We start from the raw sequence: 11,865 nt of genomic DNA, 5'->3' as shown, positions 1-11,865 counted from the left end.
CGTCAGCCCCAGGCCCGCGGCCGGGCCAGCAGCCAGGCCCCGCACACCAGCAGCAGGCCCAGCGGCAGCCACGCCAGCTGCTGCGCACCGCCGGTCTGCAGCAGCAGTCCACCGGCCACGCCACCGGCGGCAATGGCCAGGTTCCAGCCGGTCACCAGCATCGACTGGGCAAGATCGGCGGCGGCACCGGCGCGGCGCGCCAGCGCGGTCTGGAACAACGCCGGTACCGCGCCGAACGCCAGCCCCCACAGCGCCGTTGCCAGCAGCAGCACCTGCGGCCTGCCCGGCCACAGCAGAAGGGCCAGCGCGGCCGCGGCAAAGCCCAGCACCGCCGCCCAGACCAGGGCGCGCAGATGCTGGTCCACGCCCCATGCCGCCACCGCAATGCCGGCAATGGCCGATACGCCGAACACCAGCAACAGGCGGTCCAGCCAGGCGCCGGCGTGGGCCAGCAGGGCCAGCGGCTCGATGTAGGTGTACAGCACGTTGTGCGCCAGCACGTACAGCGCCATCACCAGCAGGGTGCTGCGCACGCCGGGCAGGCGCCATACCGAAGCCAACGGCGTGCGTTTGCCGCTGCCTGCGGCCGGCAGGTCCGGCAGCGCCCAGCGCGCATAGCCCAGCAGGGCCACGGCCAGCACGCTCATCAGCGCGAACACCCAGCGCCAGCCGATCTGCTGCCCCAGCAGCGTGCCCGCCGGCACGCCCAGCGACAGCGCCAGCGGCGAGCCCACCATGGCCACGGCGATGGCCCGGCCCTGCAGCGACGGCACCACCATGCGTGCCGCATAGCCGGCCACCAGCGACCACAGCAGGCCTGCGCACACACCGGCCAGGAAGCGCGCCACCAGAATCAGCGGATAGCTGCTGCCCAGCGCGGTCAGTGTGTTCACCAGCACGAAGCCGGCAATGGCCGCCATCAGCAGCGGGCGGCGCGGCAACCGCTGGGTCAGCGCGGTCATCGGCAGGGCCGCCAGCAGCGACCCCAGCGCGTACACGCTCACCAACTGGCCGGCCGCCGCATCGCTCACGCCCAGGCTGGTTCCAATCGGGCGCAGCACACCGGCCGGCAGGGTTTCGGTCAACAGGGTGATGAAGCCGCCGCCGGCCAGTGCCAGCAGCGCCGGCCACGGCAGGCGCGTTGCCGAGCCTGCGGGCAAGGCGTCTGCCGCTGCATGGCCGCTCATCGCGCACCGTCCAGGTCGGCATAGATCGCATCGCGCAGCGCATCCACGAACGGCCCGTGCATGCCGGCATACAGCGTGTTGGTCAGCGCCACCGCGCTCAGGCCCCGCTGCGGATCGACAAACCAACTGTGGCCGTAAGCACCGCCCCAGCGCCAGGTGCCCATGGCCTGCGGCGTAACGGCGGCAGCGGGGTCAAACAACACCGCCGCGCCCAGACCGAAGCCCCAACCTGCCGGATCGGGAGGCCCGGCACGGCCGACCTGCAGGCTGACCATCTGCGCGGCCAACGCCGGCGCCAGCAGCTGCGAATGATCGACATCGCGCAGCGCCTCCAGCACCGCCATCAGATCGTCGGCGCTGCCCACCAGGCCCGCGCCGGCCGAAGGAAAACGCGTGGCATCGGTGGCGCGCGCCGGGCTGTAGGCAATGCCCACGGTGTCGGCGTAGACCGGCACTGTCTCGCCTTCGCCCAGCCGGTGCGGCTGCGGCAGATCATCCACATAGGGCACGGCCAGGCGTTGCCCTTCGGCGGTGGAAAAACCGGTATCGCGCAGCCCCAATGGCCGCGCCAGATGCTGCTCGAACAATGCCTGCAGGCGCTGCCCGGTGGCGGCCTCGGCCACGGCACCGGCCACGTCCACGCCCAGCGAATACAGCCATTGCGTACCGGGGGCGAACTGCAGCGGCACCTGGCCAATACGCCGCACGTTCTCGGCCAGGGTGATCGGGCTGGCATCCATGCCATCGCTCACCCCCGCCCGCGCATAAGGCCCCTGCGCGTCGGCTTCCAGGAAGCGGTAGCCCAGTCCGCTGCTGTGGCTCAGCAGCTGGCGCAGGCTGATGTCCGGCGTTTCACCGCTCGCCAATGCCGGGCGGAACTGCGGCAGCCAGCGCTGCACTGGCGCATCCAGATCCAGCTCGCCTTGCTGCACCAGGCGCAGCACCACCACGGTCAGCAGCAGCTTGCTGACCGACGCCAAGCGGAACAGCTGGTCGCGCTGCATGGGCAGGCCCTGTTCCCGGTCGGCCAACCCGCTGGCGCTGGCGTGGCGCCACGCACCGTGCTGGCGCACCAGCACCACCGCCCCCACGATCTGGCCGGGGTGGGCCTGCTGCAGCACGCGCTGCACGGAAGGAAGCACCGGGTCCGGCGCCAACGTGGGGAGTGCATTCATCACGGCGATCCTTGGGTGGGAGGGCCGCCACGTTAGAGCCCACCACCCGCGGGAAAAACCCACGCTGCGCTCCCTACATCGTGGACTGCTCGGTCCGCAATCGGCACCATGGGCGGACCCACACTACCGCCATGCCCCCGGAACGCCCGCCATGTCCGTGCTCGACAATCTGGCCAACCTGCAGACCTTCATCCATGCCGCTGAAACCCGCAGCTTCGTGGAAACCGGTCGCCTGCAGGGCATTTCCGCATCGGCGGCGGGCAAATGCGTGGCCCGGCTGGAACACGCGCTGGGCGTGCGCCTGTTCCATCGCAGCACGCGCAGCATCACCCTCACCGCCGAAGGCCAGTTGTTCCTGGCGCGCTGCCGGCGGATCCTGCACGAACGCGATGCCGCCCGTACCGAACTGGCCCAGCAGAGCGCCTCGCCCAGCGGCACCCTGCGCATCAGCCTGCCGCTGGTCGGCGACCTGACTCTGCCGCTGCTGGCCGACTTCATGGCGGCCTACCCGGATATCCGCCTGGAACTGGATTTCAGTGACCGTCTGGTGGATGTGATCGAAGAGGGCTTCGATGCGGTGCTGCGCGTGGGCGAGCCCAGCGATTCACGCATGAACGCACGGCGCCTGGGCATATTCCCGCGCCGCGTGGTGGCCTCGCCGGCGTACCTGCAACGCCACGGTGTACCGCGCACGCCCACGGACATGCTGCAGCATCGCCTGCTGCACTATCGCTTCCCCAGTACCGGCAAGCTGGAAACCTGGCCGGTGCAGTGGCCCGACGGCGAAGTCGCGCAGGAACTGCCGGTGAACATGGTGGCCAACACCATTGAAGCGCGCGTGGCCATGGCATTGCGCGATGGTGGGCTGGCCTTCGTGCCCGTGCACTCCGTGCGCCAAGCGCTGGCCGACGGTCGCCTGGTCACCGTGCTCGACGAGCACGTGCATTCCTGCGGCATCTTCCACCTGCTGTGGCCGTCCGGCCGCCACGTACTGCCCAAGCTGCGCGCCTTCATCGACTTCGTCAGCGCCCGCCTGGAAACCGTACCGTAACCGCTCTTTGTAGAGTCGAGCTTGCTCGACTGCTCTTCGCTTCCCCGTAGAGTCGAGCTTGCTCGACTGCGCTTTGCTTCCCCGTAGAGTCGAGCTTGCTCGACTGCTCTGCGCAAAGCAGTCGAGCAAGCTCGACTCTACCGTTCAGGCAGTACCGCTATACTCCGGTTTCATTCCCCCCAGAGGCTCGCGACCAATGCGCCAGTAATGCCGCCGTCTGCAAACCGGACGGCCTGACTCTTCCCGCCCCTGCGCGCAGGGGAGACATGGCATTGCTTGGAGGTCGCATGACTTCGCATTCCCTCACGCTTGATCGCGTGTCGTATCGGTTGGCCGATGGCCGTCCGTTGTTTTCCGATCTGTCCTTTTCCTTCGAACCGCCGGCCACCGGGCTGGTGGGCGGCAATGGCGTGGGCAAGAGCGTGCTGGCGCGCCTGCTCGCCGGCCAGTTAGCGCCCGACAGCGGCCAGATCCGCAGCAGCGGGCGTGTGTTCCTGCTGCCCACGCCCGGCTACCCGCCACGTGGCACCGTGGGCGAACTGGCAGGCGTCGGAAAGGTGCTGGCCGCCTTGGCCCGTATCGAAGCCGGCAGCATCGATGAGCAGGATTTCGCCTGCGTGGGCGACCGCTGGGACCTGCGCGAACGCCTGCAGCAGCAATGGCAGTCCATGGGCCTGCCCGATGATCTGCACGTTGGCCAGCCTGCCGCGCGGCTCAGTGGCGGCCAGGCCATGCGCGTCGCACTGTCCGGTGCGTGGGCCAGCGGCGCCGACTGGCTGATCCTGGACGAGCCCAGCAACCATCTGGACGCCCAGCATCGCCGCCAGCTGCAGGCGCAGCTGCAGCAATGGCGTGGCGGCCTGCTGGTCATCAGCCATGACCGCGATCTGCTGGGCCACATGCAGCAGATCGTGGAACTGGATGCGCAGGGTCTGCACCGCTACAGCGGACCGTGGCAGCACTATGCCCAGGCGCGTGCCGCCGAGCGCGAAGCGGCAGCCGCGGCGCTGGACCATGCCCGCGCGCAGCATCGCCAGCAACAGCGCAGCGCACGCGAACAGCACGAACGCCAACAGCAGCGCCAGGCCCGTGGCGCACGCGATGCCAGGCAGGCCAACCAGGCCCCCATCCTGCTGGGTGGGCAGAAGCAGCGTGCCGAAGCCAGCCTGGGCCGCGCGCGGCAGATCCAGGAGGCGCGCCTGCAGGCCAGCGCCGACCAGCTGCGCACGGCAGCAGCAGGCGTGCAGGCGGCTCCCGAACTGGCCCTGTTTGCTGGCGCAAGCGAGCGTGGCAGCGCGCGCCTGCTGCAGGCACAGGATCTCGTGCTGCCGCATGGATGCACCGCGCCGCTGCAGCTGCCGCTGCGCCGCGGCGAGCGCATCGCCGTGGTGGGCGACAACGGCACCGGTAAATCCACCTTGCTGCGTGTGCTGGCGGGACAGCTGGCGACGCGCGCCGGTCAGGTGCAGCGGCACGCACCGGTCGCGCTGCTGGACCAGCAGCTGCTGGGGCTGGCCGGTGATCGCAGCATCCTGCAGACCGTGCAGGCCGCCAACGCCGGTGCGGACCCGGCAGAGCTACGCACGCGCCTGGCCCTGCTGGGCCTGGATGCCCAGCGTATCCAGCGTCCGGCCAGCAGCCTGAGCGATGGCGAGCGGGTGAAGGGCGCCCTGGCCAGCGTGCTGTATGCCGATCCCGTGCCGCAGGTCCTGCTGCTGGACGAACCCGGCAACGCACTGGACCTGGCCGCGCTGGACGCGCTGGAATCGCTGCTGGCTGCATGGCCAGGCGCATTGATGATGGTCAGCCACGACGCACATCTGCTGCAGGCACTGCAGCCCACGCAGATACTGCAGGTAAGCGCCGATGGCTGGCAGTGGCGCGACCCACAGACGGGGTCAGATCCCTTTTGCAACGCAAAAGGGCTCTGACCCCACCGACGCCAACGTCATCCACGCATGGCGTGGATCTACTCCCGCACGGCCATCATCCACGCATGGCGTGGATCTACTCCCGCACGGCCATCATCCACGCATGGCGTGGATCTACTCCCGCACGGCCATCATCCACGCATGGCGTGGATCTACTCCCGCACGGCCATCATCCACGCATGGCGTGGATCTACTCCCGCACGGCCGTCATCCACGCATGGCGTGGATCTACTCCCGCACGGCCATCATCCACGCATGGCGTGGATCTACTCCCGCACGGCCGTCATCCACGCATGGCGTGGATCTACTCCCGCACGGCCATCATCCACGCATGGCGTGGATCTACTCCCGCACGGCCATCATCCACGCATGGCGTGGATCTACTCCCGCACGGCCATCATCCACGCATGGCGTGGATCTACTCCCGCACGGCCGTCATCCACGCATGGCGTGGATCTACTCCCGCGCGGCCATCATCCACGCATGGCGTGGATCTACCCGTCCGAATGGGCACGGGATTCCAGTAGATCCACGCCACGCGTGGATGCTGTTGCTTCAACGCTTCCACACCGGAAAGGCCTGCGGCAACTGCTGCCACAGCAGCGGCCCGGCCCGCAGTTCCTGATCGTTCAACAGGCAGGCATCCAAGGTGGCGCGCACCGCGCGTTCGTCCATGTGCACGCCAATCACCACCAGCTCCTGCCGGCGGTCACCCCATAGCGGGTGCCACAGCCGCGCCATGGCCGCATGCTCTGCGTCATCCGCAAACGCCTCTACGCCAGGCAGCGGTGCGCTCCAGCAATCGGCCTGCTGCCGCGCCCAGCCCAGGTCGCTGTACGGCAGCGGCGTGGGCGGCAGCAGCGGCGTGGTGTCTTCGTCGCCTGCACGCACACGCTCGCGCGCCGCATACCAGAACCCGGCCGCCTGGGTACGGGTAGCCGCCCCTACGCTGCTCAGTTCGCCCACCCAGTCCATGCGGTTGGCCAGCCAGAACCAGCCCTTGCTGCGGATCACCCCCGGCATGCCCTGCTGCAGCGCGCGTGCGAAGCGGCCCGGATGGAATGGCCGGCGCGAGCGGTAGACGAAGCTGCCGATGCCGTATTCCTCGGTTTCCGGCGTGTGCTCGCCACGCAGCTCCTTCACCCAGCCGGGTGCCTGCTGCGCACGCTCGAAATCGAAGCGGCCGGTATCCAGCAGTTCGGTCAACGGCACATCGCCGAAGCGCGACAGCAGCAGCTTCGCCTCGCGGTTCAAGCCGCGCAGCACGGCCAGCGTGTCCTGCAGCACGTCATCGTCGGTCTGGTCCACCTTGCTGACCACGATCACATCGGCAAATTCCACCTGCTCGCACAGCAGGTCCACCACGCCGCGGTCATCCTCCGGGCCGGCCTGCTGGCCGCGCTCGGCCAGGCGCAGGGTGGAACCGAAGTCGGCCAGGAAGGCGCTGCCATCCACCACGGTCACCATCGTATCCAGGCGCGCGATGTCGCCCAGACTGAAGCCGTGTTCATCGCGCACGGCGAAGGTGGCCGCCACCGGCATGGGTTCGCCGATGCCGGTCGATTCGATCAGCAGGTAATCATAGCGACCGCTGTCGGCCAGGCGCCGCACTTCCTGCAGCAGATCGTCGCGCAGGGTGCAGCAGATGCAGCCGTTGCTGAATTCCACCAGCGTTTCTTCAGTACGGCGCAGCGCGGCCCCACCGTCGCGCACCAGCTGCGCATCGATGTTGACCTCGCTCATGTCGTTCACGATCACCGCCACCCGCAGGCCCTCGCGGTTGCGCAGGATCTGGTTGAGCAGAGTGGTCTTGCCAGCGCCCAGGAAGCCGGACAGGACGGTGACCGGCAGGCGGCGGTCGGCGCGGGAAACAGGGTTCATGCGGGGCGGGAGGCTGCGGATGGAAATGTTACTGTATAACATTTCCGGGTCCACCCACAGTGCCGCCTCCGCGCATGGCCCGGCGCTACTTGCCGTAGCGGCGCAGCAGTTCCACCAGCACCTCGGCCTCGGCGGCGCGCTGCTGCGGGTCTTCAGCGGCCACCACGTGTTCCTGCAGGTGCTCGTGCAGCAGTTCCATCAGCAGGCCGTGGGCGGCGCCGCGCACGGCCGCCACCTGCACCAGCACGCCGGCGCAATCGCCGGGCTCTCCCTCGGGTCGATCCAGGGCCTGCTCCAACGCCGCCACCTGGCCGCCGATACGGCGCACCCGGGCCAGCAACTGTTTCCGCTGTGTGTGTACATGTGCCATGCGCGAATCATATACCCTATGGGGGTATCCATGAAGACCCCCACCGCCATGCAACTGGACGCCCTCGCCGCCGCACGCCGCCACGACCATCGCTTCGACGACGGCAACCCGCTGGCCGAACGCAACACCCGCCGCGCCCTGTGGCTGACCGTCGGCATGATGCTGGTGGAAATCGTCGGCGGCTGGTGGTTCAACTCCATGGCGGTACTGGCCGATGGATGGCATATGAGTTCACATGCGCTGGCGTTGGGCCTGTCGGTGTTCGCGTACCGCTGTGCGCGCCGCTATGCCCACGACCCGCGCTTCGCCTTCGGCACCTGGAAGATCGAGATCCTGGCCGGCTACACCAGTGCCATCGCCCTGCTGGGCGTGGCCGCCCTGATGGCGGTGCAATCGCTGCAGCGGCTGTGGGTACCGGCGCCCATCCACTACGACGAAGCCATTGCCATCGCTGCCGTGGGCCTGGGCGTGAACCTGCTGTGCGCGTGGTGGCTGCATGACAGCCCGGGCCATGCCCACCATCACCATGGTCACGGCCACGAACATGCGCATCACCACGATCACGATCACGATCACGGTCATGACCACGCGCACGGGCACGACCTGAACCTGCGCTCGGCCTACATCCACGTGCTGGCCGACGCGGCCACCTCGGTGCTGGCCATCGTCGCCCTGCTGGGCGGCAAGCTGTGGGGCGTAGCGTGGCTGGACCCGGTGATGGGCCTGGTGGGCGCAGTGCTGGTGACCGTGTGGGCCATCGGCCTGCTGCGGGATAGTGGACGCATCCTGCTGGATGCGCAGATGGATGCGCCGGTGGTGGCGGAAGTGCGCGAGGTCATCGAACAGGGGCCGTGGCAGGCGCGGCTGGCCGACCTGCATGTCTGGCAGGTGGGGCGTGGCAAGTACGCGGTGGCCGCCAGCGTGGTCACCCACGATGCCGCCCTGGACGCCGACACCCTGCGCGCAGCCTTGGGCGTGCACGAGGAGCTGGTACACATCACCCTGGAAATCCACCGCACCGCGTAACGCACCGTAGAGTCGAGCTTGCTCGACTGCTTCCCTGCCCTTGTAGAGTCGAGCTTGCTCGACTGCTTCCCTGCCCTTGTAGAGTCGAGCTTGCTCGACTGCGTCCATACAAGGCAGTCGAGCAAGCTCGACTCTACGAAAAGCCTAGAGCTTCAACATCATCCGCAGCAGATACACCGCCAGCGGCAACGCGCTCAGCGCTGCGCCGCCAATTCCCAGCCACGCATGGCGCTCACCGCGCACGCGCGCGGCCACGGCAAACCCGCCCCCCACCAGCACCGAGGCCAGCACGGCCACCGCCAGCCCCGCCACCGGAGCGCTCGCGCCGAACGCCCATGCCGCCAGCCAACCCGCGCCCCAGCCGGCAACCAGCCCCAGCCAACTCGCCAGCCCACACCACGGTGCCCTGCCCTGTGCCATCGCTGCTCCCTCGTTCTTGCCGATTATCTGCACGGGCCGCGCCCGGCTGCTGCCTACACTAGCCGCACCTGCCCTGTGGGGACATCCCATGCGCGCGCTCTGCCTGCTGCTGCCCGGTGCCCTGTTGCTCGCCGCCTGCAGCGGCGACACCCACCTGCCGTTCTCCAGCGATCCCCTGCTGGGCTGCTTCGCAACCAGCACCCGCCGCGCCGCCGAGTTCCGCATCGACAAGGAAGGCGGCCAGTACTTCGTCTCCTTCGAGCGCAATGGCACCTGGCAGCGTGAACCGAACGCGCTGTACAAGGCCAGCCGCAGCGACATCGGCCAGTACTTCCCCGACGATGCCCAGCAGATCGACAGCGCCCTGATCCGCAGCGCCGGCGGTTTCGGCCTGTTCCACGCAAAGGACGGCGCCACGCTGAAAGCCAAGGCCCGCGACAGCGATTACATGGCCCTGCTGCTGATCGGCGCTGGGCCCGTGTACGCGGTGAAGTGTGAGTGATCTGCAAGGTTCCTGATGGCGCCGCTGCACAACGCGCCCCAGGCTGAAGCTTTGCCGGGGGACCCCCATGCTGCTCAGTCTTCTGCTCGCCGCCACAACGCCCGCCACGCAGGGCGCCTTCGATCAGATACTCACCACTGCCGAAGGTGAAACGCTGGTACTGCGCACGATCGATTGGCCGATCGACGGGGACGCGAGCGAGCGCGTGACCGTGCACTGGGTGCTGGAGGAGGATGGCCGAATGCGCTACGAACTTGATCGCCAGCCAGACGCCACCCGTGCAGCGCACCAGCGCGCCTGTGCGAGAAACGGCATGGTGGCCGGCGACGGAACGTCCTGGTTGGGCGGTGAGGCGACCACCCACGGCTTCTCCTGCACGTCGGTCCGTACGCGGCCCGCCACGCAACCACCCTAGCGCCAGCGTAGGCGGGTGCCCGGCCGCCGCGCACTCACGGCCGGTCAGGTACCATGCCCTCCCCCACCTGCCCCCGGTACCGCCCGTGCCCCATTACTCCGGCCCCCTGCTCACCCGCGACAGCGCGCAGGCGCTGCAGCGCGCGCACGACAAGGGCGCGGGCGACTGGCAGGGCTCGCTGGACCTGGGCCGCAGCGAGGAAACCGTCACTCTGGATGCAGAGGGCTTCCAGTGCCGCGGCCAGCACTACCCCTGGCCGGGCAAGCTGAAGGACCGCACCCTGTACTACTGGGATGGCGAGGAGTTCGCGCCCATTTCCCGCTACAGCGGTTCGCTCATCAAGCTGGTGCCCACCGAATGGGGCGCGCCGACCTTCGAGATCGACGGCATCAAGATGCTGCCGACCTCCAAGCTATCGCCCTTCGAAGATGCGCGGCGCAAGGTGGAACTGGTGGCGCCGGCCGGCAAGGTCATCCTGGATACCTGCGGCGGGTTGGGCTACTTCGCCGCCTGTGCGCTGGAAGCCGGTGTCGGCCAGATCCGTTCGTTCGAAAAGAACGCCGACGTGATGTGGCTGCGCACGCTGAACCCGTGGTCGCCCGACCCGGAATCGGTCGCCGCAGGCGGGCGCCTGCAGTTCAGCCATGGCGACGTCTCGCAGCAGATCGAACAGGTGGCCAGCAACAGCGTCGATGCCATCCTGCACGATCCGCCGCGCTTCGGTATTGCCGGCGAACTGTATTCGCAGGTGTTCTACGACCACCTGGCCCGCGTCATCCGCAAGGGCGGCCGGCTGTTCCATTACACCGGCGCGCCGAACAAGCTCACCAGCGGCCGCGATGTGCCGCGTGAAGTGGCCAAACGCCTGGAAAAGGCCGGCTTCAAGGCCGAGCTGGCGCTGGATGGCGTGCTGGCCGTGCGCCGCTGACGCTCACTCGTAATTCACCTTCGCCAACTGCTTCACCCACTGCGGCACTACCGGTTCACCGGCGAAGAAGTCCTTGGGCTTGTTCTCGGCCATGGCCCAGCGGTGCAGCCAACTGGGGCCGTAGCGGCCGTTGTAGCCTTCGGCCCCGCGCGCGTAGGCCGGGTCCTGCAGCGCCTCCTGCAGCGACACGAAGCGATAGCCCCGCCGCTGGGTGGCGGACACCAGCTCGGCGAAGGTGGCTGCATTGAGCTCGTTGGCATGCATCAGCCACACCTGCGGCAACGCGTAGCCCAGCAGCGCCTGCGATTGCCGTTCGTAATAATCCACCTTGTTCAACATGTACGGCACGTAGCCGCGCCGCAGGCGCTGCAGCAGGGCCTCGCGCGCCGCTGAATCGGCCTGCTCGTTCATCACGTTGGCATAGGCAAACGCCCACACCCATTCGCCGTTGTCCACGGTCACCGGCGCAACGCGGTAGCCATGCTGCTGGAAGAACACATCCATCTGCGCCCGCTCTTCGGCGGTGCGCCCTGCGCGCAGGTAGGGATGGCGCATCCACTGCGGCACCTGGCCGCGCTCGGCCAGCAGCGGCCGCAGCGTCTGCTCGCCGCGCAGGAAATCCTGCTGGAAGGCCGCCACGCCCTTGGCATTCAAATCCATGTGCGAATAGGTGTGGTTGCCCAGTTCGTAACCGGCATCGCGCCAGTCGCGCAGCATCTGCACGCGCTGCGGCTGAACCTGGCCATCCACTTCCAGCTTGTTCTCATTCACGAAGCCGACCACCGGCACGTTGGCCTGGTGAAGCTGCGCCATCAGTGCAGCATGGCGCTGCTGCAGATCGGCCGGCACGATCTCATCCACCCGCGCCCACGGCAGGTCGTCGATGGTGACCGCAATGCGGCGGTCCACCTCGGCAGCGTGGGCCACCAGCGAAAGCAGCAACAACGGTACGGCACGCAGCAACGAACGCATCCATCCA

General features: G+C 68.4%; 12 protein-coding genes. 6 read left to right on the top strand and 6 right to left on the bottom strand.

What is annotated here, in order from left to right:
• Positions 1-2: 2 nt before the first annotated feature.
• Positions 3-1,187 (bottom strand): MFS transporter, encoded by a 1,185-nt coding sequence (locus C1930_RS02425; RefSeq protein ID WP_108771005.1) that lies wholly within the window; start codon positions 1,185-1,187, stop codon positions 3-5.
• Positions 1,184-2,362, bottom strand: coding sequence for a serine hydrolase domain-containing protein (locus C1930_RS02420; RefSeq protein WP_108771004.1), 1,179 nt, complete (start codon positions 2,360-2,362; stop codon positions 1,184-1,186). The genes C1930_RS02425 and C1930_RS02420 overlap by 4 nt, the downstream gene beginning before the upstream one ends.
• Positions 2,363-2,513: 151 nt before the next feature.
• Between C1930_RS02420 and C1930_RS02415 the strand changes: the two genes are divergently transcribed.
• Together C1930_RS02415 and C1930_RS02410 are read left to right on the top strand one after the other, a co-directional pair.
• Positions 2,514-3,413, top strand: a complete 900-nt coding sequence (locus tag C1930_RS02415; RefSeq protein WP_108771003.1) for a LysR family transcriptional regulator — start codon at positions 2,514-2,516, stop codon at positions 3,411-3,413.
• A gap of 287 nt (positions 3,414-3,700) precedes the next feature.
• Entirely contained in the window at positions 3,701-5,344 is a 1,644-nt protein-coding gene (locus tag C1930_RS02410; RefSeq protein ID WP_108771002.1) for an ATP-binding cassette domain-containing protein, read from the top strand.
• A gap of 555 nt (positions 5,345-5,899) precedes the next feature.
• On the opposite strand, the gene C1930_RS02405 is transcribed toward C1930_RS02410, so the two are convergent.
• Positions 5,900-7,225, bottom strand: coding sequence for a GTP-binding protein (locus C1930_RS02405; protein ID WP_108771001.1), 1,326 nt, complete (start codon positions 7,223-7,225; stop codon positions 5,900-5,902).
• Between the two features lie 85 nt (positions 7,226-7,310).
• Positions 7,311-7,595, bottom strand: coding sequence for a metal-sensing transcriptional repressor (locus C1930_RS02400; RefSeq protein ID WP_108748337.1), 285 nt, complete (start codon positions 7,593-7,595; stop codon positions 7,311-7,313).
• Positions 7,596-7,643: 48 nt separating this feature from the next.
• Between C1930_RS02400 and dmeF the strand changes: the two genes are divergently transcribed.
• On the top strand, positions 7,644-8,621 hold the full coding sequence (gene dmeF, locus C1930_RS02395) for a CDF family Co(II)/Ni(II) efflux transporter DmeF (RefSeq protein ID WP_108772525.1): 978 nt from the start codon (positions 7,644-7,646) through the stop codon (positions 8,619-8,621).
• A 144-nt stretch (positions 8,622-8,765) separates the two neighbouring features.
• Here the strand turns inward: dmeF and C1930_RS02390 are convergent, their stop codons facing one another.
• Positions 8,766-9,041 (bottom strand): hypothetical protein, encoded by a 276-nt coding sequence (locus C1930_RS02390; protein WP_108771000.1) that lies wholly within the window; start codon positions 9,039-9,041, stop codon positions 8,766-8,768.
• Positions 9,042-9,129: 88 nt separating this feature from the next.
• Between C1930_RS02390 and C1930_RS02385 the strand changes: the two genes are divergently transcribed.
• The 3 genes from C1930_RS02385 (at position 9,130) to C1930_RS02375 (ending at position 10,886) form a co-directional block, all read left to right on the top strand.
• Positions 9,130-9,543 carry a hypothetical protein gene (locus C1930_RS02385; RefSeq protein WP_108770999.1) on the top strand — a complete coding sequence of 138 codons (414 nt, stop codon included), beginning with the start codon at positions 9,130-9,132 and terminating at the stop codon, positions 9,541-9,543.
• A gap of 67 nt (positions 9,544-9,610) precedes the next feature.
• A complete protein-coding gene (locus tag C1930_RS02380) occupies positions 9,611-9,958 on the top strand; it encodes a hypothetical protein (RefSeq protein WP_108770998.1) in 348 nt (115 codons plus the stop codon).
• A gap of 85 nt (positions 9,959-10,043) precedes the next feature.
• Positions 10,044-10,886 carry an MnmC family methyltransferase gene (locus C1930_RS02375; protein WP_108770997.1) on the top strand — a complete coding sequence of 281 codons (843 nt, stop codon included), beginning with the start codon at positions 10,044-10,046 and terminating at the stop codon, positions 10,884-10,886.
• Positions 10,887-10,889: 3 nt separating this feature from the next.
• Here C1930_RS02375 and C1930_RS02370 read toward each other — a convergent pair whose 3' ends face one another.
• The gene (locus C1930_RS02370) at positions 10,890-11,858 is read right to left on the bottom strand and encodes a polysaccharide deacetylase family protein (protein ID WP_108755272.1); all 969 of its coding nucleotides are present in this window, start codon (positions 11,856-11,858) and stop codon (positions 10,890-10,892) included.
• Positions 11,859-11,865 lie beyond the last annotated feature (7 nt).

It is taken from the genome of Stenotrophomonas sp. SAU14A_NAIMI4_8 (genome assembly GCF_003086695.1).
In the GTDB taxonomy this organism is placed as follows: Bacteria; Pseudomonadota; Gammaproteobacteria; order Xanthomonadales; family Xanthomonadaceae; genus Stenotrophomonas.
This window is presented reverse-complemented; position numbering and strand designations above follow the sequence as displayed.